We start from the raw sequence: 22,810 nt of genomic DNA on the forward strand, positions 1-22,810 counted from the left end.
AGTTATTAGAAGTAAGGGAGTGAACGTTTGTGAGTAATGAAAATTTTAGTTTGCCATTAGATGCAGCATGGAGTACTAGTGATATTATTAAAGTGACCAAATTTTATGCATTAGTGGCAGATGCTTATGAAACTGGTGTTAACCGAGAAAGCCTATTAATGGCCTACCGTGATTTTAAAGAAGTTGTACCAATGAAATTTGAAGAAAAACAACTCGATCGTGAATTTACGGCAGCATCAGGCTATAGTATTTATCAAACGATGAAAGCAGCACGTGAAGCAACGCAAGCTAAATTAAAATTAAGTTTGTAATAGTAATCGAGGGAAAATAATGGATACGGCAACGTTAAAAAATATTGATAAAACGGTTAATCAGTGGCTTAAAGAAGCACACACATTAGTTTATCAATGCTTGCAAACTGATTTGACCGTTGAACAAAAAACTAGTCGTCTTGATCTAGTAACTAATGTCGATAAACAAGTAGAACAACTACTACGCAAAAAAATTAGTTCGCTAATGCCAGCTGCTAAAATAATTGGTGAGGAAAACGATCATGGTCAAGTAAAATCGATGGCCGGAGCGGTTTGGTTTATTGATCCAATTGATGGAACGATGAATTTTATTAAGCAACATGATGATTTTGCAATCATGTTAGCATTATATATTGATAATCAACCAATTTTAGGCTGGATTATGGATGTTGCTAAAAATAAAATTTATCATGGTGGTCCCCAGCTAGGGGTCTGGTGTGATACGAAAAAAATCCCAGTGCCAGCTGATATTACGTTAAATGAGGGCCTTATTGAGCTCAGTGCTAGCCGTTTACTAACTAATGAGATGCATTTTATGGAAATTGCTAAAATGTCCTCAGGCGTGCGTATAAACGGTTCTGCAGGGATTTCATTTATTAAAGTTTTAGAAGGAAAAATGGTTGGTTATGCCTCTAAAATGAAGCCGTGGGACTTTGCAGCAGCAAAAGTTTTATTAGAAACTAATAAAATACTGGTTACAACAATTGACGGCAAGGAAATTGATATGTTATTATCAAGTACAGTTTTATCGGCGACTGCGAGTGCGCACAAACAAATTGTGCAGCTGCAACAGCCGTAGTTGACGATCGGGCTAATAACCCGATTTTTTAATGGTTTGAATCATTGATTAAACACGTCAACAAATTAAAAGGAACATTTATCTTAAGGAGAACAGAATTTTGGCAAAACGTGAAGACATTCGTAACATTGCTATTATTGCCCACGTTGACCATGGTAAAACAACTTTGGTTAACGAATTATTGAAGCAATCAGATACACTTGATGGTCGGACTGAAATCTCAGACCGTGCCATGGATACAAACGACATTGAAAAGGAACGTGGTATCACTATCCTTTCAAAGAACACAGCCGTTAAGGTTGGGGACCGTCAAATTAACATCTTAGATACACCTGGACACGCGGACTTCGGTGGTGAAGTTGAACGTATCATGTCAATGGTTGACGGTGTGCTTTTGGTTGTTGATGCCTTTGAAGGTACAATGCCACAAACTCGTTTTGTTTTGAAGAAAGCCTTTGAACAAAACTTGACACCTATCGTGGTTGTTAACAAAATTGACCGTCCTGGTTCACGTCCTGAAGAAGTAGTTGACGAAGTGCTTGACTTGTTCATCGAATTGGGTGCCGAAGAAGATCAACTTGACTTCCCAGTTATCTTTGCTTCAGCAATGAACGGAACTTCATCATTGGATCCTGAGTTAGATACTCAAGAACACACTATGAAGCCAATCTTCGACAAAGTTTTTGAAACAATTCCAGCTCCTGAAGACAATGCTTCAGAACCTTTACAATTCCAAGTTTCAATGCTTGATTACAACGATTTCGTTGGTCGTATCGGTATCGGTCGTGTTGTTCGTGGTTCTATTAACATCGGGGACAACGTTTCTGTTATGAAACTTGATGGTTCAACACCAACTTTCCGTGTTACTAAGTTGTTTGGTTTCATTGGTTTAGACCGTGTTGAAATTGAATCAGCTAAAGCCGGTGACTTGATTGCCGTTGCTGGTATGGATGAAATCAATGTTGGTGAAACAGTTGTTGCACCTTCAAACCTTGAAGCATTACCAATCTTGCGGATTGACGAACCAACTCTTCAAATGACTTTCCGTACTAACAACTCACCATTTGCTGGTCGTGAAGGTAAGTTTGTTACTGCGCGTCAATTAGAAGATCGTTTGCGTCGCGAATTGCACACTGACGTTTCATTACGTGTTGAAGACACTAACGAAGCTGGTACATGGCTTGTTTCTGGTCGTGGTGAATTGCACTTGTCAATCTTGATTGAAACTCTTCGTCGTGAAGGTTTCGAATTACAAGCATCACGTCCACAAGTTATCTTCCGTGAAGTTGACGGTGTAATGTCAGAACCATTTGAAGCAGTTCAAATTGATACTCCTGATGAATACACTGGATCAGTTATTGATTCACTTTCACAACGTAAGGGTGAAATGCAAAACATGGAATCTGTAGGAAACGGTCAAACTCGTTTGACTTTCCTTGCACCTTCACGTGGTTTGATTGGTTACTCAACTGAATTCCTTTCATTGACTCGTGGTTACGGTATCTTTAACCACACTTACGATTCATATGGTCCAGTTATCAAGAACTGGGCACCTGGTCGTCACAACGGTGCTTTGGTTTCAATTAACCAAGGTTCAACTACTAACTATGCTATCATGGGTGTTGAAGACCGTGGTATCATGTTTACTGGTGCCGGTGTTGAAGTATATGAAGGTATGATCGTTGGTATGAACTCTCGTGATAATGACATTTCTGTTAACGTTACTAAAGCTAAGCCACAATCAAACGTTCGTTCATCAAACAAGGACCAAACTGCATCAATTAAGACTCCTCGTGTGATGACTCTTGAAGATTCACTTGAATTCTTGAATGATGATGAATATGTAGAAGTAACACCAGAAAATGTTCGTTTGCGTAAGCAAATCTTGAACACTGGTGAACGTGAAAAGGCCGCTAAGCGTAAGAAAACTCAAGGTTAATTTTAACTTTAGTTAGTTTAGCTTAAATTTTACAATTAAAAAGCCTGTCAAAAATGAAATTCATTTTTGACAGGCTTTTTTTGCAAATTTAAATACTAAAATAGTTTATAATGAAGCTGATTTTGATTGGAATGATTAACAATTTATTATAAAAAAGGAGGCTTTTTATGCAAACAACAAGTAACCATGGTTGGTGGTATAACCAATTGTTTACGAACTGGAAAAAATTTGAAGTGCTTTACATCAGTGCGCTAATTTTGCTACAAATTATTGCTTATGTAATTGTGCCAGATTCTTTAATTGGAATGATTTCAGGTGTTGCGGGGGTTATTTGTCTAGTTTATGGAATGAAGGGGCGAAAAATATCATTTATTTTTGGTTTTATCCAATGTGTTGCAATGACTTATGTGGCCTGGATTTCACATGCTTATGGTTCGTTTGCCATTGATATTTTCTACATAATTTCACAACCGATTGGTTGGTATTTATGGGGAAACGACGCAGCAACCCATTCATTTAACAAAGCAAAGCGACAATTAATTTTTGGTGGAGCCTTTGTTGCATGGGGGATTGGCTGGTTTATTTTAGCAATGCTACATGGACAATTACCATATTTGGATTCAATCAATTTTGTTGTGAGTTTCATCGCCCAAATTCTCTATATTTTAAAATTTCAAGAAAATTGGTCATTGTGGATTGTTGTTAATATTGCTAATTTTATTTACTGGCTGATTTTAACAATTCAAACGATTGTGGGGCACAATGATGTTGGATCATTAGGGGCCAATATTTCACAAGTAACGTTGCAGTTAGCCTTATTGTTTAATGCTGTCTATGCAAGCCGGGTTTGGGCAACAGGGGCGGCAGATAACGAAGGAGGTGCAGGAGAATAAAAAAGAATACCAGAACTATTTCACGGTAGTAATTTGCTATTAATGCACATTGGCACATTGCAAAAATTTAATATATTCAAATATATACAAAAAAAGCCAAGAAAAATTAATTTCCTGGCTTTTATTCTTGGTGGAGACTAACTGTTTGTTACAGTACTTTATTTTGAGAAAAACTTGAAGAAACCGTTGCGAGGAGCTGGTTTAACGACTGAATTGTGGTAAAGGAAGTTCTTTTCGGCACTAACGCGAGCAAATTGTGATGGATCGACGATTGAACCAACTGACATTTTTGGACCGTTTACTTGTAATTTGTTGTTGAACATGATTATTTTTATTCCTTTCTTAAGACCGATATCTGAATTTATTAACTATAATAAGTATACCGAGAATCGCAATGGTTTGCCTGTGAATTGGATAGGAATATAATTAGAATTACGTAAGTTTTTAGTTTGCAATTGATGTTAAAGTCAAAAAATAAATTTAAAAATTTTGCACAAAAGTCTTTACTTACTTTTTGATAGCGTGTATACTTACTTTTTGTTAAGAGATTTAAATTAAAAATTATTGGAGAAATTAAATTATGACAGAATCATTCTTAAAATTAGCAGCACAACGTCGTACTATTTACGCACTTGGAAAGAACGTTAACCTTTCAAATGATCAATTAGAAGCACTTATTAAGGAAGCTGTTAAGCAAGCGCCAACTGCATTTAACAACCAAACTCCACGTGCCGTTATTTTATTTAACGACAAGCATGATGCTTTCTGGGACATCGTATTTAACAAGTTAAGCACAATTGTTGAAGGTGAAGAAGCGCTTGCCGCTACTAAGGCTAAGATTGATAGTTTTAAAGCTGGTTATGCAACTGTCTTGTTCTTTACTGAAACTGCCGTTGTTAAGCAATTTGAAGAAATGGCACCACTTTATGCTGATAACTTCTATGACTGGTCAGAACAAGGTATGGGTATTGCCAACTACGCTACTTGGTTAGCATTGACTGAAGCTGGCCTTGGTGCTTCATTACAACACTACAACCCAATCGTTGATGCTGAAGTTGCTGCTGAATTTGACATTCCGGCTGAATGGCGTTTACGCTCACAATTGGTTCTTGGATCAATTGAAGCACCAGCTGGTGAAAAAGAATTCGTTGCTGAAGACGAACGTTTCCGTGTTCTTGGTAAGTAATTAATACATTAGTAAAAAAAGGATTTTGTTATAAATATTTTTTAGCGCTAATTTAGCGTTAAAATGTGTTTCAAAAGCCTAATATATTTGAAATACGACAGATGCCTTCTTGAAGAAAAATTTTCTTTAGGAAGGCATCTGTCGTATTTATTAATATCGTTTGAATTTTATCATACTCTCTTTTTTATTACATAAAAGCATCTTATATTTTGGTATAATTAAAGGTAATGGTTAAAAACGTTTGAAAGGGAGTAATTGGATGACAAGAGATACACGAATCGCTATCATTGGCGGTGGAATTGTTGGTCTAACAACTGCGTATTATCTCAAACAAGCTGGCTTTGAAAATATCACAATCTTTGATGAAGGTACAGGTCAAGCAACTAAAGCCGCCGCAGGTATTATTTCACCATGGCTATCAAAACGTCGTAATAAACGTTGGTATGAACTGGCTAAACTCGGTGCCAAATTGTATCCAGAAATTGTCGCCACTGCACAATTAACATCTGCAGCTTATCGCCAAAATGGTACGATTGTGACACGTCGAGAGGCTAACAAGTTAACTGAATTATATGAATTGGCAATGGAGCGTTTAAAAACAACACCGGCAATGCAACAAATTGAATTGCTAAGTGCTTCAGAGATTAATAAACGTCTACCGGGGGTAAGGATAACTGATGATGGTATCTTTGTAGCTGGTGGTGCACAAATTGATGGGACAGCTTTTTTATATGAATTAACAGCTTTCTTAGATGTTAATATCGTGCATCAACAAGTCAAGTTGACTCCAGATGGTCAAATTATTGGTGAAGCTAACTTTGATCGGTTGATTTTAGCAACTGGGGCATGGTTAGCACAGACTATTACGCCATTAGGACTTACGGCGACGGTACGCCCACAAAAGGGGCAATTAATAAATTATCAGACAAGCCCTTTGCCACATGATACACCTGTTTTAATGCCTGAAGGTGAATATGATTATCTCCCGTCTAATCAAGGTGTTATCGTTGGTGCAAGTCATGAAGATGCACAAGGATTTGATTTAACAATTGATCAGACTATAGTTAATGATTTAATGGTAAGTGCACATAAGATTAATCCTGCTTTGGGTAATGAACAACTGGCAAACGTTCGGGTTGGCACGCGTGCATATACACCTGATTTTGCACCATTTTTTGGCCAGCTACCAGGATATGCGCATATTTATGTTGCTAGCGGTTTAGGTTCATCTGGTTTAACGACAGGGCCAGCAATTGCTAAATTATTAGCTGAATTATTTATTAATCCTAATTTAAATATCAGTGAGTATACTAAGCCAGTAACTGATTATATTCATTGATTATCAGCATGCAAAGCTTGTAAGGCTAAGTTATGTGCGCCATGATTCATACGTTCTGGTAGCCATTGGCTCACCACAAGTGGAAATTGATCTTGAATTGCATTAATTTGATCAACATATGCTTGGAAATGTTTGGCATAATTTGTTGCTAAACTTTGATCGACAATTTTACTATCAGTAAAGAAAAAAATTGTTTCATTAGAGCGTGCATATTTTGGTATTTGCTGGAAAGCAAATAGTGTTGCTGCAAACTCAGCTTCATGGTTTGAAAGCGTACCTAAGAAATGTTTTAATTGGATTTGCTGGCCATCAATAACAAGCAAAACTCCGGCGGCACTTGGACCGGGGTTGCCTTTAGTAGCTGCATCAGTATATAACTTAATCATAAAAATTTTAACCTCGAGGTGATTTATTTGAAACCTGTAAAATCATTTTACCAACCTAGTGGCTTAATGTGGATAATTTCTTGGAGTTGGGTCGCAGCAATCGGCTTACTATCATTAATTATTCAACTTGAAATTACCCACTTTAATTTCTGGACTGGAGTAACATTAATTATCTTTATTGTTGCTTTAGTTCTAAGTATTCTTCGTCGTCGTGTTTACCTGATTGATGAACGCATGTATATAGGTCGAATTTTCTATCACTATGATAGCATTGATTTACGTAACCTAGAAGCGTATTCATTTGGTAAGCAACACCGCTTTACTTTTACCAAAAATGGCCACGAACATAGTTATTTGCTCCAAAATAAATTTTTAGAACAAGTCAAAACCACTATTGATGGGTTTGACCTTGAAAGGAATTAAACTACGTATGAAAAAACAATTACCGCTCGACGCAGGGATGGTTTTAAGTGTCCTTGTTGCCGATCAAGTAGTAAAAGCACTTATTCAAGGCACAAATTTAGGTATTCATGGCAATAATTTGATTGAACACACACTGATTCCAGGCATATTAAGTATTACTAAGTTATATAATGATGGTGCGGCTTGGAGCTTTTTAAAAGGTCAGCAATGGTTCTTTTGGATTGTAACAATTATCGCAGTGATAGCTATTATATATGCGTATATAAAATTTAACGGTCATAAATTATTGCAATCTTCATTGGCATTGATTTTTGCCGGAGCATTAGGGAATTTTTTTGATCGAGCTCGTCAAGGATACGTTGTCGATATGTTTGATTTAAAATTTATTAATTTCCCAATTTTTAACATTGCCGATATGGCGCTTACGTTTGGGGTAATTTTCCTCTTTGTAGCAATTTTAAGAGATAAGGATTTAAATTAATGACAGAAACATTTACAGTTACAGAAGAAACTGGCCGTTTGGATAAAGTCTTAGGTGATCATTTTAGTGAATATACACGGTCACAATTAAATGATTGGATCAAAAAGGATTTGGTTACCGTTAATGGTAAAACCGTTAAGGCTAAGTACAGTGTTAAAACAGGTGATGAAGTGGAGATTAATCCACCAGCACCAGTTGAATTGGATTTAATTCCAGAAGATATTCCATTGGATATCGTATATGAAGATGATGATGTAATTATAGTTAATAAACCGCAAGGCATGGTCGTACATCCTGCGGCTGGCCACAGTAATGGGACGTTGGTGAACGCCTTATTACATCACTCACCACTTTCAACAATCAATGGGACATTTCGTCCTGGAATTGTTCACCGTATTGATAAAGATACGTCTGGATTGTTGATGGTTGCCAAAAATGATCATGCTCATCAAGCATTACAAGCACAATTAAAAGCTAAGAAAAACTTACGTGAATATTATGCTTTAGTACATGGCACAATTAATGAGCAAAAAGGGACAATTAACGTACCTTTAGGCCGTTCAATGAGTGATCGTAAAAAGCAAGCAGCGGTTAAAGACGGTCGTGATGCGGTAACTCATTTTACGGTGCTTAAACATTTTGATGGTTTTACATTAGTAAAAGCTGTCTTAGAAACTGGGCGGACACACCAAATTCGGGTTCATATGGCTTATATTGGTCATCCAGTTGCAGGAGATCCGTTATATGGGCCTCGCAAGACACTAGCGGGCAACGGACAGTATCTACATGCTAAGACATTAGGCCTTACACAACCATCAACCGGCCAAGAATTAGTTTTTGATACCCAACTACCAGGCTATTTTAAAGATATGCTCAATAAATTAACACCACTTGAAGATGGTTTAGAATTTGACGTTAATAATTGCTAAACACTTAATTAATAAGTGTTTAAGACTAGATGATGAGGAAATTAAAATGACAAAAGAAATTATTGATGCAATGGCAATGCAACGCGCATTGACTCGGATCACATATGAAATTATTGAACGTAATCGGGGTATAAATGAATTAGTATTGGTCGGAATTAAAACGCGGGGAGTATACTTAGCCCGTCGGATTGCAGATCGTTTACAACAACTTGAAAATACCACGATTCCAGTTGGAGAATTAGATATTTCATGGTATCGCGATGATGCAGATATCAAAGACCGTGAAAAAATCAATATCGGTATTGACGTTACTAACAAGCGTGTTGTTTTAGTGGATGACGTGCTTTACACTGGCCGGACTATTCGGGCAGCGATGGATGCGATTATGGATAATGGGCGGCCTGCAAGTATCAATTTAGCTGTTTTAGTTGATCGTGGTCATCGTGAATTACCAATTCGGGCGGATTTTGTTGGTAAAAATATTCCAACGGCCCAAAATGAACGTATTCGCGTTAATGTTGAAGAAGTTGATGGAATTGATGAAGTAAGTATTGGGTAAAGAGCGTAATCGATTCTTGAAAGGAGTGTTACAAGATGAGTAAGCGCTATTTAATTTTAGCTGATGGCAGTATTTTTGAAGGTGAGGGTTTTGGCTCCAGAGCAACTACATTTGGCCATATTGTCTTTAATACGGCTATGACTGGCTACCAAGAAATTATCACGAATCAAATCTATCATAATCAAATTATCGTTTTTGGGGCACCAACGATTGGGGCTGGTGGGATTAATCACGATGCTTACGAATCAATTATGCCAACGGCTAAAGGGGTCATTGTCCGCGATGTGGCGGAAGTCTCAACAAATCGGCAAAAGCGGATGAATCTGAATGAATATTTGGACTATCATAATATTCCAGGGATTGCTGGCTTAGACACACGGGCGTTAATTCGGCATTTACGTAAGACAGGGCCACAAAAAGCTAGCATTGTTGATTTTCCAGATGAACACGCTTTTGACCAACTTAACGCGACCGTGTTAACTAATCAACAAGTAGCAGCAGTTGCGACACCCCGAGCTTATCCTAATCCGGGAACTGGAAGTACCGTCGTGGTGATTGATTTTGGCTTAAAGCACGGAATTTTACGCCAATTAAGTCAACGTGATGCTGATGTAACGGTATTGCCGTATAAAACAGATGCTGAAGCAGTACTAAGTCTGGATCCGGATGGCGTGATTTTTTCAACTGGTCCAGGGGATCCACGCGACCTACCAGCCTCGGTTTTTGAGTTAATGCGTACTTTACAAACTCGGGTGCCCTTACTTGGGATTGGATTAGGGCATGAAATTTTTGCCTTAGCAAATAATGCACAATTAATTCAATTACCATTTGAACACCACGGGACTAATCATCCAGTTAAAGAAGTAATAACCAATGCAGTTTTATATGTGCCACAAGGAGCAGGATATGCCGTTGATCCAGCAACAATTAATCATGATCAATTGATTGTTACTCATTTAGATTTAATCGATGATTCAGTACAAGGCTTACGTCATCGCGATTATCCGGCCTTTTCAGTTGCATTTTTCCCCGATTCAGCGCCTGGACCATTAGAAGGGACAACTGTGATTGACGAATTTTTTGATATGATGGAGACAAAGGATAGGTTTTAATTATGACGAAAACAGAGCTTAAAAAGGTTCTCTTAATTGGTGGTGGTGCTAATGATTTTGGTCGTGAGTCAGAACTTGATGTTGCAACACACCAAGTTATTGAAACCCTTGCTGGATTAGGGATTGTCACGATTTTAATTGATGATAATCCATACTCACTGAGTTTAGAACATCCTAAAGTCAAAGCATATCCGCAAGCAATTACGGTTGAAAATGTCCGCAATATTATTGAAGTTGAACAACCTGATGCGGTTTATCCCGCAGTGGGTGGAACGACAGCTTTTCAAGTGTTGGGGGATTTATTTGCCCAATATGATTTTCCAAACTTACAAATTTTGGGGATGAGCCTAGATACAGTTAACATGGTTAATAATCCGGCATTATTGGCTAAACGCTTACGTCAAATTGGCGAACCAGTCATTTCATCACAAGTTGTTAATAGTGTTGAAGCGGCTTTTGATATTGCTCGCGAAATTGGTTTTCCGGTTAACATCAAACCGATGGCCCCAAAATTTGAAGCTAGCCGGCATACGGCCAATGATTCTGAGACCCTTGATTTAGTCTTAAAAATTGCTTTGAAGCAAAGTCGGATTAAACAAGTGGTGATTTCACAAGGCATTAACGGCTTACGTGAAGTAGGTGTCCAAGTTATGCGGGACCACCATGATGTTAATATGCTCATCGGAGCCGTTGAAGATATTGATCCAGTCGGGATTCATGCGGCCGATTCAATTTTAGTCACACCAGTACAAACGTTAACTGACCGTGAATTTCAACGATTACGGATGGCAGCCTTTCGGATTATGCGGGGCCTTGATATTATCGGGACGGCTCATATTCAATTTGCCTTAGATCCACGCACTGATGAATACTATGTTATTAAAGTTAGTCCGTATTTTGATTCAACGAGTACGTTGGTATCTCGCTCAACTGGTTATCCACTAGCCATTGTTGCCGCGCATGTCTGTGCTAATGTTAACTTAACGCGGATTGTGTTACCAAGTAATTTTGCCAAGAAAATGGCGATGATTGAACCAGTGATGGATCGTATTGTTGTTAAGTTTCCGGTGTTTGCGTTTGGTGAAATTGAAACGGCTGGGATTAAAGTCAATCGGCGTTTGAATACCATGCAAAAATCAGTTGGCTCAACAATTGGGATTGGTCGTTCAATTGAAGAAGCCCTAGAAAAAGCCATTCGGGCGGCGCACTTTAGTAATCGGGTTTTCTCGCCAGATTTAATGAGTGCTTTACCAGAAAATGATTTAATTCAGCAACTGATTCATCCCCGTGATAATCGGATTTTATTGTTAATTGAAGCCCTCCGTCGCGGGTATACAATTGATGAATTAGCTGAATTAACCAAGATTGATGAATACTACTTCTACAAATTCCAACATATTATGCAATTAGAGCAAGCCGTTAAGCGTAATCCGGGGGATCTAGCATTACTCCAACAAGCCAAGTATTATGGCCTCTCAGATGGCTTAATTGCCAAATTATGGCATCAAGACTTTGATGATGTCCGCCAACTGGCTAAAAATAATGACTTACAACCAACGTTTAAAGCCATTGAACCATCGGCGGGGGAATTTCCTGAAGATGTAACAGTGTATTACAGTACCTTTGAACAAGAAAATGAATCGGAACGTCTGGGCGATAAATCGGTCTTAGTTGTTGGAACGGGGGCATTTCGTTTGGGGGATGGTGCTAGTGGGGCGTATGTGACGGCAACTATTTTGGCTGAAATCCGCGCTAATGGCTTTCAATCAATTATCATCAACAATAATCCCAATGATTTATCGTTGATGATTCAATTTGCCGATAAACAGTACATTGAACCATTGGAAATCTCTGATATTATGAACGTTGTTGAATTAGAACAACCGGCCTTTGTGCTCGTGCCAGGTAATCGGATTAAATTAATTGCCGCCTTACGTGAACGCAATGTTAATGTGTGTGTAATTCCCAAAGATAAGTACATGGCACATGGTCCCGCCACGGAAGAACATGAATTTGCGATCAATTATTATTTTGATGGTACGGATGTGCATCCAATAACCATCACAGAGCATGTAATTGGTAAGTTGATGCTTGATAAAAATGTCTACACGCAAATTTATCAACAAAAAATTCCTAAGTTACAATTACGGGATACTTCACCAGGCTTGTACCAGTTAATTACAAAGCAATTACCATTGAGTACTGATTTAGGGGACTATATTTTACGCCCCGTGCCATTTGGTCAAATCGCTTTTTTAAATAAAGTGACCGGTATTAATTGGGTGCGCTTAATGGTGCGTAGTATTTTAGGCTGTTCAACCGATGCTGACAAGGTTTTGTTAGCCCGATTACCGGATGTTAATTTCAAGTATCAAGTTGCGGAAATGGTCGGTAATGATACTGACTTCTTCCAACATCTCCAACCAGCCGGCGAATTAGATTCAACCCAATTTGAAATGGGTGTAGCGATGCACCTGATTAAATAAACTAATTAAAACATTACTTTTAATGTGTCTAAATTTTTGGTACAATATTCTTTATTGATGGAGATATGGCAGAGTGGTAATGCAGCGGACTCGAAATCCGCCGAACCCGTGTTGAACGGGTGCGCAGGTTCAAATCCTGTTATCTCCTTAAATGAAGGTATTACGTAAGTACCAAGAATATCAAAACGACCGTAACCCGTGTGCTTTAGGGATTACGGTCGTTTTTAGTCTAAACATGATAAATATCCAATTGATAAACTGGTTTAAGGCAGTATGGATACTGTAAAATATACTTTTAAAGTTAATAGCAATTTTGCAAGGTTTTATACTATGGTATACTTAGATTAATAATATTAATGAGGTAAATAACTGTGGATAATAGTATTGAAGCCCAACTTGAGTTATTGATGAATAAAGCGCGTGTTTCGGCTAAGGTTAGTGATTTAACGATGATTTTAAATAGTATCGAAGATCCTGATTTTGCGGAGACAAAAGTTAAAATTGAAGCCGCTTTAAAAGAATTCATCAATAAGCAAGCCCACTATGGTGAATAATGATGGCCAAGTCGACGATTAATGTCGGCTTTTTTGTGCTAAAGAAGTATTTACACAACCATATGAGTAGCGTATGATAAACAATACATTAGAGAATAATTAGAAAGGGTGCAATCAATGCAAGTGACATTAATTGCTGAGGATTTATCAGCAGTTGGTCAAATATCGATGGTCGCGGCCTTAAATATTTTAAGTGCTTTTGGCATTACAACGATTGCTATGCCGACTACGATTTTATCAACACAAACTGAAGCTTTCGGGCTACCAGCAACCTTGCCGACTTTATCATGGCGGACCACTGCCAGTGCCCATTGGCAAACGATACCCGATATGGAAATTAATAGTGCCTTAGTCGGTTATGTCGGTGACGTGGTGTCGGTACACCAATTAATAACTGAATTAGCGGAGGTTAACCCCGCCTTAGTTGTAATTGATCCGGTAATGGGTGATCAAGGTCAACTATATCCAGGGTTGGGTAATCGTTATGTGGCCGCGATTAAGCAGTTGGCGCAGAGTGCGACGATTTTGACGCCCAATTGGACAGAATTACAGTTATTAACTGATCAGCCATTGGGACAAAAACCAACGCCGAGTAAAGTGGCTGCATTATTAAATGAATTACCGCAACACGGCATTTTAGCACGCGTGGTTGTAACCGGAATTAACTTTGATGAGACGGTTGCAATTGCTTATCAAGATGCTACGGGGCAAGTTTGCTACATTGAGCAGCCAAAATTTACGGGCCATTTTTATGGGGCTGGGGATACGTTTAGTGCTTTGTTGTGTGGTTATTTACAACGGGACTTACCATTTAAAGTGGCCCTACAAGCAGCCGCTGAAGGGGTATATCTCGCAATTACCGCAACGGCGGCCTTACCCGTGGCCGATCGTAAATTTGGTTTACAATTAGCACCAGTCCTAGCTAAAATTGCCCAACAACAATAATAAATAATATATATGTGAGGTGCCAAGAATGCTTACAATTGAACAAATTCAAGCGGATTTGAAAAATGTGTTAGATGATTATTTTGCCCAAGTGGCGCAACCAGGGAAATTATTTGTTGTTGGTTGTAGTACGAGCGAAATTCGTGGTGATTGGAAAGGTACGAATTCCAGTTTAGATGTTGGTCAAGTGGTTTATAAAACCATTCAAGAATATTTGGAACCACGTGGGATTGCCATTGCAATTCAAGGTTGTGAACATTTAAATCGTGCGTTATTAGTGGAAAGAGTGGTTGCAGAAGCTAATAATTTTGAAATCGTGGATGTTGTACCCGCAATGCACGCTGGTGGTGGAACCCAAGTTGCGGCCTATCAACGGATGGACGATCCCGTTGAAGTTGAACATATCGTCGCGCAAGGTGGTATTGATATTGGGGGCACCGAGATTGGAATGCATGTGAAGTTTGTGCAGATTCCAGTACCTTTGCAGCATCGTGATGTCGGAGCCGCACGGGTTGTTGCCTTGACAAGTCGGCCCAAAAAGATTGGTGGGATGCGGGCTCAATATCAATTTACCGCCGCTAATTTGGAGGAATAACGGATGACTTCAAAAAATCACCTCCGCCAATTAATTTTTGGTGCGTTAATGATGGCCTTAACCGTTGTTTTAGGACGTGTCTTTAATATTCCTATTCCTTGGACGCATGGGAATATTAACTTATGTGATGCGTGTATCTTAATTTGTGCCCTTGTCTTAGGCCCAGTTCCTGGAGCGATTGTGGGTGGTTTGGGTGGATTATTACTAGATTTAATTTCTGGTTACAGCCAATACATGTTCTTTTCACTAATTGCGCACGGCTTGGAAGGTTTTATTGCTGGTTGGTTATTTAAGAGATATCACCGGCAATCATTGGCCTTAGGGGCGGCTATTATTGTGATGGTCGCATGTTATTTTGCGGCTGATGCGATTTTATACACGCCAATTGTTGGCGCGTTAGGTATTCCAACTAATTTAATCCAAGGGATTGTGGGGGCAATTGTGGCCTTAGTAGTGGTTCCACAAGTTAAAAAATATCGTCAAAAATTATCATAATTAACCTTTGAACCGGGATCTGGCTAATTACAGTTAGTAGTTAGTTGGGTGCTGGTTTTTTATTGTTTTAATAGCGTTTGATGGCGTAATTGATAACCTTGGCATGTTCCTTGGAGTAGTAGGTGGATATTACAAATAAAATAGCGTTTAATTTGCCGATGAAAAGCTAATTGGGGTAATTCGGCAAACTCGGATAGGAGTTGATAAAATGGGTGGTGGGTAATGATACTATCGATAAATTCGGTGGGATTAGTGATAATTACCGCAAAAATGCGTGGGCGGTGATTGCTATCACGCACGATAATTTCGAGTTCCCCGTTATAAAAATATGCCCGCGACATCATATATGTGATTAAAAATAAGCGTTGCTCGGTAAAACTTTCGGTACTTGGCCCATAAATATCGTAGTACATGGCCAATTGCTCGATATCAGTTAAGGTGAGCTGTTCAAAAGGTGTTTGAATGTTACGAATTTGATGAATTAGGCTAACGCTGATATGAACTCTTTTAGCAATGGTTTGGGCTAAAAGATCACCCTGTAAGATAATTTTCGCTTTTTGGATATTTGATAATGCCATTAGATACGCTCCTTAAAAAATTTTAGATGGTAATAATGTACGCATTAATTAAAGAAATGATCTGAAATTAGATCTAATTAAAGCAATAATTGATGGCTATTTATAAATTAAGTTAAGCAACATTAAAAATAATCAATTATCGCACAATGATATATCGATTTAAATTAGAAAAATTAATTTATGATTTAACATTGACACTTTAAATTAATCGTTTTATAATCTGGTCATTCAATGATGTTGATGAGATGAGTAAATATTAAAGTGATTGCATAGAGAGCTAACGTAGTGGTGAAAGTTAGTATCATAATGGTATTGAAGATGGTCTCTGAATCGTAATAAGGTGAACTTAGTAGTAAACTTTATTCGGCAAAACGCCCGTTATCGCGTGTAGGTATCTCTTAATAGATGTACCTTGTGAGCAAAGGATAGTGATATTCTTTGGAAAATGGGTGGTAACACGGAATTTTTTCGTCCCGTAGTCTAGTAATAGGCTACGGGATTTTTTTTGACTAAAAAGCAACGTGAATTGAAAATAAAAATAATGAATGGCATTTTGGAGGATATAAGTATGACAACAATAATAGTAGGATTTCCACGAATTGGTGAACACCGTGAATTAAAACGTATTACTGAAAAGTATTGGAAAAATAGTGCAACACAGCCTGAATTACTTGAAGCAGCAACTGTTATTAAAGAAAAACACTGGGATATCCAAGCTCAAGCAGGAATTGATTTTGTCAGTGTTGGTGATTTTTCATTTTTTGATAACGTTTTGGACACAGCATACTTACTTAACATTATTCCTAATCGATACCGTGCATTAGGGCTAAGTGATTTGGATCAATACTTTGCTTTAGCTCGTGGTTACCAAGAAGGTGAAAAATCAGTTAAGGCCCTCCCAATGAAGAAGTGGTTTAACACTAACTATCACTACATCGTGCCTGAAATTAACGATACCACTGAAATTAAAGTGACTGGCAACCGGTTATTTGATGATGTAGCACTTGCAACTAGTAAACACGCTAATGTTAAAGCTTCAATTGTCGGACCGTTTACGTTACTCAAATTAGCGCGTTACATTGGTACTAAGCAAGCCGCTGATTTTGCTGCTGATACGATTGCTGCTTACCAAGAAATCTTTGCTAATTTAAACGAAACGCGCATTGCATGGTTACAAATTGATGAACCTGCTTTAGTGTTTGATTTAACGGATGAAGATAAAGCCTTTTTCCAAGATATCTACACCCAATTATTAGCGCAAGAACACGGTTTCAAAGTTAATATCCAAACTTACTTTGGCGATGTTCGTGATATCTACAGTACTTTAGTAGCACTGCCAGTTGAAGGGCTTGGGTTGGACTTACTTGAAGGTAAATACAACCGTGAATTAATTAAAGAACTAGGTTTCCCAAATGACAAAATTTTGTTTGCGGGGGTTGTTAACGGTAAGAATATTTGGCGGAATGAATATCGGAAAACAATTACGTTAATCAAGAGTCTTTCCGTTGAAAATTATATTCTTTCAACTTCATGTTCATTACTCCACGCCCCTTTTACCACAGCTAATGAACCTAACTTGCATCCAGATTTATTACAACACTTAGCCTTTGCCGTCCAAAAGTTAACGGAACTAAAAGAACTTGATACTATTTTAGCTGGTAACGGTGATAAGGATTTAGCGGCAAACGAAGAATTGTTTGCCAGTGTTAATCACCCATTTGATGCCAATGTGCATGCCCGGATTGATCAATTGACTGAAGCGGACTACCACCGGCAACCATCTCGTGAAGAACGGGCGAAGATTCAAAAAGCTGAATTTAACTTACCAGAATTACCAACGACGACGATTGGTTCATTCCCACAAACGGCGGATGTGCGTAGTAACCGTGCCAAGTTCCGGAAAGGTGAAATTACGCGGGCAGAATATGATGCCTTCAACCGCGAAAAGATTGCTGATATCGTTAAATTCCAAGAAGAAATTGGGTTAGATGTTTTAGTCCATGGTGAATTTGAACGTAACGACATGGTGGAGTACTTTGGGGAACACTTAGCTGGGTTTGAATTTACCAAAAATGCTTGGGTGCAATCATATGGTTCACGGGCCGTTAAGCCCCCAATTATCTGGGGGGATGTTAGTCGTAAAGAAGCCATCACGGTTGAAACGTCAGCTTACGCGCAAAGTTTAACTGATAAATGGATGAAGGGAATGCTCACAGGACCAGTGACCATCTTTAACTGGTCATTTCCACGTGAAGATATCACGCCTGAAGAATCGGTAACGCAAATTGCGTTAGCCATCCAAGATGAAGTCCTTGATCTTGAAGCACATGGGATTAAGATTATTCAAATTGATGAAGCCGCCTTACGTGAAAAATTACCACTTCGTAAGAGTGATTGGTTCAAGGAATACCTTGACTGGGCTGTGCCAGCCTTTCGCTTAGTACACAGTAAGGTTGAACCAACCACGCAAATTCATACCCACATGTGCTATAGCGAATTTAACGACATCGTTAAAGCCATTGATGATATGGATGCCGATGTGATTTCATTTGAAGCTTCTCGGTCTGATTTATCATTGATTGAAGATTTAAGAGCTAATAATTTTGAAACCGAAGTTGGTCCTGGAGTTTACGATATTCACTCACCACGGATTCCAAGTAAGGATGAACTTGTTGATATTATCAACGAGATTTTGGCTAAGTTGCCAGCTCAAAAGGTCTGGATTAATCCTGATTGTGGCTTAAAAACACGTGGTGATAAGGAAGTTATAGCAAGTCTAGTAAACTTAGTAGCAGCAACTTCTGAAGTGCGGGGGAAGTTAAATGGGATTGACTGAATTATTCGATAAAAAACTAGTTTTCTCATTAGAAGTATTTCCACCACATACGGCAGTCGGCATCGAGCATTTACAAAAAACATTGGTTGATTTAGAGCAAATTAAACCAGATTTTATCTCCGTAACATTAGGAGCTAGTGGGATAACTAAGAGTGAAGATACAATTAAAGTGGCTGATTTCATTCAAAATGATTTAAAAATTCCTGCGGTTGCCCATGTTCCAGGATTATATCAATCAAAAGATGAGGTTCGTAGATTATTAGATGCTTTAGTGGCCCATGATGTTAAAAATGTCTTAGTTCTGCGTGGGGATGCTATTAAAGACCAAATTCCTATTGGTGAATTTAAACATGCCGATGATCTGGCGGCTTTTATTAAAGAATATGGAACTTTTGACATTGCCGGGGCATGTTACCCACAAGTTCATTTAGAATCAACTTCAACTGTTAGTGATATTCGGTATTTGAAAAGAAAAGTAGCCGCAGGGGTTAGTCATTTAATTACGCAAGTTTTCTTTGATAATAAGCATTTTTATAATTTTAAAGAGCGTCTTGAATTGGCAGATATTGACGTCCCGGTTGAAGCTGGTATTATGCCATGTACCAATAAAAAACAAATGGAACGTATTGCGCAAATAACTGGAATTAAATTACCTAAAAAATTTGTATCTATCTTATCACGTTATGAAAATAAGCCATTGGCTATGCGTGACGCTGGCATTGCGTTTGCGGTTGATCAAATTGTTGATTTAATTTCATCAGGCGTTGACGGGATTCATTTATATACTATGAATAATGCTGACAATGCTAAATTAATTTGGCAAGCAACCCATACATTATTTGAAGATGCAACCGAAATGAAGACGATGTCGTAAAAATAATGTTATACCCAAAGACAGATAAGTTCATAAACTACAAAAAAGGCCGAATTTTTTACAAATTCAGCCTTTTTAAATTTTATTCATTATGTGGGCGCCTTTTGTTAGACTCCTTATTCATTTTCGCAAATATTAGTTTGTTAAAACATGATATCTTTTAAAGTAGTTTATGCAACTCAATAAGGCGATAAATAATAAAATGAATAGGAAAACAAGACCGATAATAGCACCTAAATTTGTTCCAATAATCTGATTAGATTGACTAGCTTGTGCAATCGTCATAATTGTAGCAACTACTGTAGTTGCAACCGCACCTATAAACTGTTGGAGGGTGTTAAAGATTGTTGATCCATCACCATATTCCTTAGAAGAGAGGGTGTTCATACCAGCTGTCATTAGATTACTGTACGCTAATCCTGTCCCAATTGAGTATATTGCGTGACCAATTATTAAAAATAAAATTGTATGTTGCCAGAAACTAACAATTAAAATTAGCAATCCCAAACAAGCGATACTTAAGCCACCAATAATTGGTTTTTGTGGTCCAACCTGATCAAGTAAACGACCAGCAATGGGAGCTAATAAGGCACTAATTAGAGCACCAGGAATCATTGCCGCACCGGCAATAAATGCGTTGTAACCAAGGCTGACTTGAATAAATGTTGGAATTACAAATGAACCACCAAGAAACAATGCTTGAATGGCCAAAAAGCTCAATAAAAAGGTTCTATAAGGACGGTTTGTAATGACATGCAAACGTAGCAATGGATAAGGACTTGTTTTGGCACGATAAATGCTAAAACCACCGGCAACAAGTCCCAAAAAGCATAAGCCAATGTTTGCTAGTTTAGTGGGTTCATTTAAAAAAATTAACATACCGGTAAAGAAAATTGCTAAACTAACTAAATGGATTGTATCAAGTGAACTAGTACTGTTAGGTTTTATATATGGAATCGCGTAAATACCTATTACTAAAGAAATTATTAAGATAGGAATTAAAAATAAAAAGATGTAGTGCCACGAATAATTTGTTGTCAACAATCCCCCATAAGTTGGACCAATCGCTGGAGCAATTGATGTTGTTAATGTTCCAATACCCATCATTAAGCCACGTTTAGCTAAAGGTGCAAAGGTTAAAATGATGTGAAACATTAATGGTAAGCCAATTCCAGTACCAAACCCTTGAAAGAAGCGGCCAATAAGAAGCATTACAAAATTAGATGCTAATAAATCTAGACTTAAACCTAATATAAATAACAAATTAGCAATGATAAAAAGGGGCTTAAGAGCAAATCTTTTTAGTAAAAAATTAGTTAACGGTACCATAATTGCAATTACTAGTAGATACATAGTAGTTACCCATTGGACAGTGCTTGGATTAATGTTGAATTGATCAATTAAAATTGGAAAAGTAACATTCATTGCAGTCTCAATTAGTACACCACTAAAAGATAAAAGGCCAGTTGCAATTACAGCTGGCAAAAGATGAAGCTTGTGAGTCATAATTCCTCCTAAACACAAAAAAACAGAGATAACTCCCATTGAATAGGAATCGCCTCTGTTCTTCGACACATAAAGTGTTATCTGTACGATATTTTTATATCTATGTACATAATTATATACAAAAAAATGCTATTAATGCAACTACTATTATTATTAATTTCTTAATAATAAAAAGTTACAAAAAAGGTTAAGCGCTTACATATTATATCTATCGCTATTTATAAATCTTTGGTATACTTTAAGTTGTTAATGTTTTACATAAATTTTTATAAATAACGGAGGAGTTATAGGATGAAAGATATCAACATTCCTAAAATTTTAAAGGCATTCTTTATTTATGCCATTGTTTTATTCATTTCTTATACAGTTTCATATGTTTTGAAATTATCATTTCCAAAATTTCCAGTTCCAACACCATTAGTCGGTTTAGTACTTTTGTATGCAGCTTTAGAATTTAAAATTGTTAAAGTTGATGATATTGATGACTTTTCATCAGTATTAATTGGATTAATCGGGTTCTTATTCGTGCCATCAGGAGTATCAATCATGGTTTCATTAGATATTTTGAAGGCTGAAGGGGCACAATTAATTACAATTATTGTCTTGTCAACAATCATTATGCTTTTAAGTGTGGCTTGGACAACAAAATTAGTCTTTAAATATTTAACTAAAGAACATGGAGATTTACATTTAGAAAATGTAAATGGGGAGGACTAAGTACATGGCATTATTTTTACAAACTCCATTTTGGGGAATCTTTCTATCAATTGTAACATTCGTATTTGGACAATTTTTATTTAAGAAATCTAAAGGTTTTTTCTTATTTCAGCCATTATTTGTTGTGATGGTTCTAGGTGTGATAATCTTATTGATTGTTAGCCGTTTAGCCCATATTACACCTGCTCAGTCTTATGCAAATTATAAGCTGGGGGGCGATATTATCTTTTGGTTCTTAAACCCTGCCACTGTAGCTTTTGCGGTACCACTATATAAGCGACGTGATATTTTACACAAATATTGGATGCAAATTTTCCTTTCATTGATTATTGGGATGGTTATTTCATTGCTCCTAATTTTTGGAATTAGTAAAGTACTTGGCCTTAGTCAAACGTCTCTTGGTGCGATGTTGCCACAAGCAGCTACAACTGCAATTGCCATCCAAATTTCTGCTAACATAGTTGGTGGTCAAGCAGGAGTTACAGCTGCTGCAATTACAGCGATGACAGCAATTTTGAACGCCGTCTTGATCATGGCCTTAGGTGATAAATTGGTTAAATGGTTCAAACTTGAAAATAATCCAATTGGGATTGGACTTGGCTTTGGGACAGCTGGGCACACAATTGGATCTGCCAAGGCGATGGAATACGGTTCAGTACAAGGTGCTATGGCCGCCATTTCCGTGGTTGTTGTTGGATTAGTTGTTGATATTGTTGTACCAATTTTTGCCAAATTTATTGGTTTTTAAATTAGATAATAATAAATGCCTCTCTGAAGAATTTTTCTTTTGAGAGGCATTTTAGTATTTCGAAGATACCAAACTTTTTAGCTACTTGTTGATGCCAAATCACATACCATTTATAAAGT

Annotated in this window: 24 protein-coding genes, 1 tRNA gene and 1 other annotated feature; of the genes, 21 read left to right on the forward strand and 4 right to left on the reverse strand. The window is 37.6% G+C overall.

The window, feature by feature from the left end; all coding sequences use genetic code 11:
* The first annotated feature begins 29 nt into the window (after positions 1-29).
* From HF964_RS00220 to pnuC, 4 genes are all read left to right on the forward strand, one after another.
* The gene (locus HF964_RS00220; RefSeq protein ID WP_168721045.1) at positions 30-311 is read left to right on the forward strand and encodes a UPF0223 family protein; all 282 of its coding nucleotides are present in this window, start codon (positions 30-32) and stop codon (positions 309-311) included.
* Between the two features lie 19 nt (positions 312-330).
* Complete coding sequence (locus HF964_RS00225) at positions 331-1,110, forward strand: inositol monophosphatase family protein (RefSeq protein WP_168721046.1); 780 nt, start codon at positions 331-333, stop codon at positions 1,108-1,110.
* Between the two features lie 100 nt (positions 1,111-1,210).
* Positions 1,211-3,049: a translational GTPase TypA gene (typA, locus tag HF964_RS00230; RefSeq protein ID WP_168721047.1), complete on the forward strand. Its 1,839-nt coding sequence runs from the start codon at positions 1,211-1,213 to the stop codon at positions 3,047-3,049.
* 167 nt (positions 3,050-3,216) lie between these two features.
* Positions 3,217-3,942 carry a nicotinamide riboside transporter PnuC gene (pnuC, locus tag HF964_RS00235; protein WP_168721048.1) on the forward strand — a complete coding sequence of 242 codons (726 nt, stop codon included), beginning with the start codon at positions 3,217-3,219 and terminating at the stop codon, positions 3,940-3,942.
* 158 nt (positions 3,943-4,100) lie between these two features.
* Here pnuC and HF964_RS00240 read toward each other — a convergent pair whose 3' ends face one another.
* A complete protein-coding gene (locus tag HF964_RS00240) occupies positions 4,101-4,265 on the reverse strand; it encodes a hypothetical protein (RefSeq protein WP_168721049.1) in 165 nt (54 codons plus the stop codon).
* A gap of 257 nt (positions 4,266-4,522) precedes the next feature.
* On the opposite strand from HF964_RS00240, the gene HF964_RS00245 reads away from it, so the two are divergent.
* Both HF964_RS00245 and HF964_RS00250 read left to right on the forward strand, forming a co-directional pair.
* Positions 4,523-5,128 (forward strand): nitroreductase family protein, encoded by a 606-nt coding sequence (locus HF964_RS00245; protein WP_168721050.1) that lies wholly within the window; start codon positions 4,523-4,525, stop codon positions 5,126-5,128.
* Positions 5,129-5,387: 259 nt separating this feature from the next.
* On the forward strand, positions 5,388-6,467 hold the full coding sequence (locus HF964_RS00250; protein WP_168721051.1) for an NAD(P)/FAD-dependent oxidoreductase: 1,080 nt from the start codon (positions 5,388-5,390) through the stop codon (positions 6,465-6,467).
* Here HF964_RS00250 and HF964_RS00255 read toward each other — a convergent pair.
* Positions 6,461-6,853: a ribonuclease HI family protein gene (locus tag HF964_RS00255; protein ID WP_168721052.1), complete on the reverse strand. Its 393-nt coding sequence runs from the start codon at positions 6,851-6,853 to the stop codon at positions 6,461-6,463. The two genes, HF964_RS00250 and HF964_RS00255, sit on opposite strands and share 7 nt — an antisense overlap.
* 27 nt (positions 6,854-6,880) lie before the next feature.
* On the opposite strand from HF964_RS00255, the gene HF964_RS00260 reads away from it, so the two are divergent.
* The 11 genes from HF964_RS00260 to HF964_RS00310 all read left to right on the forward strand — a co-directional run bounded on the left by HF964_RS00260 (position 6,881) and on the right by HF964_RS00310 (position 15,432).
* Positions 6,881-7,276 (forward strand): EbsA family protein, encoded by a 396-nt coding sequence (locus tag HF964_RS00260; protein WP_168721053.1) that lies wholly within the window; start codon positions 6,881-6,883, stop codon positions 7,274-7,276.
* Between the two features lie 7 nt (positions 7,277-7,283).
* Positions 7,284-7,757, forward strand: coding sequence for a signal peptidase II (lspA, locus tag HF964_RS00265; protein WP_168721054.1), 474 nt, complete (start codon positions 7,284-7,286; stop codon positions 7,755-7,757).
* The gene (locus HF964_RS00270; protein ID WP_168721055.1) at positions 7,757-8,686 is read left to right on the forward strand and encodes an RluA family pseudouridine synthase; all 930 of its coding nucleotides are present in this window, start codon (positions 7,757-7,759) and stop codon (positions 8,684-8,686) included. Before lspA ends, HF964_RS00270 begins: the two co-directional genes overlap by 1 nt.
* 46 nt (positions 8,687-8,732) lie before the next feature.
* A complete protein-coding gene (gene pyrR / locus HF964_RS00275) occupies positions 8,733-9,245 on the forward strand; it encodes a bifunctional pyr operon transcriptional regulator/uracil phosphoribosyltransferase PyrR (protein ID WP_168721056.1) in 513 nt (170 codons plus the stop codon).
* A gap of 35 nt (positions 9,246-9,280) precedes the next feature.
* Positions 9,281-10,357 carry a carbamoyl phosphate synthase small subunit gene (locus HF964_RS00280; RefSeq protein WP_168721057.1) on the forward strand — a complete coding sequence of 359 codons (1,077 nt, stop codon included), beginning with the start codon at positions 9,281-9,283 and terminating at the stop codon, positions 10,355-10,357.
* Between the two features lie 2 nt (positions 10,358-10,359).
* Positions 10,360-12,843: a carbamoyl phosphate synthase preATP-grasp domain-containing protein gene (locus HF964_RS00285; RefSeq protein ID WP_168721058.1), complete on the forward strand. Its 2,484-nt coding sequence runs from the start codon at positions 10,360-10,362 to the stop codon at positions 12,841-12,843.
* 59 nt (positions 12,844-12,902) lie between these two features.
* Positions 12,903-12,991, forward strand: a tRNA-Ser gene (locus HF964_RS00290).
* Between the two features lie 223 nt (positions 12,992-13,214).
* On the forward strand, positions 13,215-13,397 hold the full coding sequence (locus HF964_RS00295; RefSeq protein WP_168721059.1) for a hypothetical protein: 183 nt from the start codon (positions 13,215-13,217) through the stop codon (positions 13,395-13,397).
* Positions 13,398-13,514: 117 nt separating this feature from the next.
* Entirely contained in the window at positions 13,515-14,342 is an 828-nt protein-coding gene (locus HF964_RS00300; RefSeq protein ID WP_168721060.1) for a PfkB family carbohydrate kinase, read from the forward strand.
* 28 nt (positions 14,343-14,370) lie between these two features.
* Positions 14,371-14,937: a TIGR01440 family protein gene (locus tag HF964_RS00305; protein WP_168721061.1), complete on the forward strand. Its 567-nt coding sequence runs from the start codon at positions 14,371-14,373 to the stop codon at positions 14,935-14,937.
* 3 nt (positions 14,938-14,940) lie between these two features.
* Entirely contained in the window at positions 14,941-15,432 is a 492-nt protein-coding gene (locus HF964_RS00310; RefSeq protein WP_168721062.1) for an ECF transporter S component, read from the forward strand.
* Positions 15,433-15,491: 59 nt separating this feature from the next.
* Here the strand turns inward: HF964_RS00310 and HF964_RS00315 are convergent, their stop codons facing one another.
* A complete protein-coding gene (locus tag HF964_RS00315) occupies positions 15,492-16,010 on the reverse strand; it encodes a hypothetical protein (protein ID WP_168721063.1) in 519 nt (172 codons plus the stop codon).
* 228 nt (positions 16,011-16,238) lie between these two features.
* Positions 16,239-16,489, forward strand: a binding site (T-box leader).
* 89 nt (positions 16,490-16,578) lie between these two features.
* Between HF964_RS00315 and metE the strand changes: the two genes are divergently transcribed.
* A complete protein-coding gene (metE, locus tag HF964_RS00320) occupies positions 16,579-18,846 on the forward strand; it encodes a 5-methyltetrahydropteroyltriglutamate--homocysteine S-methyltransferase (protein WP_168721064.1) in 2,268 nt (755 codons plus the stop codon).
* Complete coding sequence (gene metF / locus HF964_RS00325; RefSeq protein ID WP_168721065.1) at positions 18,833-19,720, forward strand: methylenetetrahydrofolate reductase [NAD(P)H]; 888 nt, start codon at positions 18,833-18,835, stop codon at positions 19,718-19,720. The genes metE and metF overlap by 14 nt, the downstream gene beginning before the upstream one ends.
* Before the next feature lie 135 nt (positions 19,721-19,855).
* Here metF and HF964_RS00330 read toward each other — a convergent pair whose 3' ends face one another.
* Positions 19,856-21,226, reverse strand: coding sequence for an MFS transporter (locus HF964_RS00330; protein ID WP_168721066.1), 1,371 nt, complete (start codon positions 21,224-21,226; stop codon positions 19,856-19,858).
* Positions 21,227-21,517: 291 nt separating this feature from the next.
* Between HF964_RS00330 and HF964_RS00335 the strand changes: the two genes are divergently transcribed.
* Positions 21,518-21,943, forward strand: coding sequence for a CidA/LrgA family protein (locus HF964_RS00335; RefSeq protein ID WP_168721067.1), 426 nt, complete (start codon positions 21,518-21,520; stop codon positions 21,941-21,943).
* 4 nt (positions 21,944-21,947) lie between these two features.
* Positions 21,948-22,691, forward strand: coding sequence for an LrgB family protein (locus HF964_RS00340; protein WP_168721068.1), 744 nt, complete (start codon positions 21,948-21,950; stop codon positions 22,689-22,691).
* Positions 22,692-22,810: the final 119 nt, after the last annotated feature.

This window comes from Periweissella fabalis (genome assembly GCF_012396505.1).
GTDB lineage: Bacteria > Bacillota > Bacilli > Lactobacillales > Lactobacillaceae > Periweissella > Periweissella fabalis.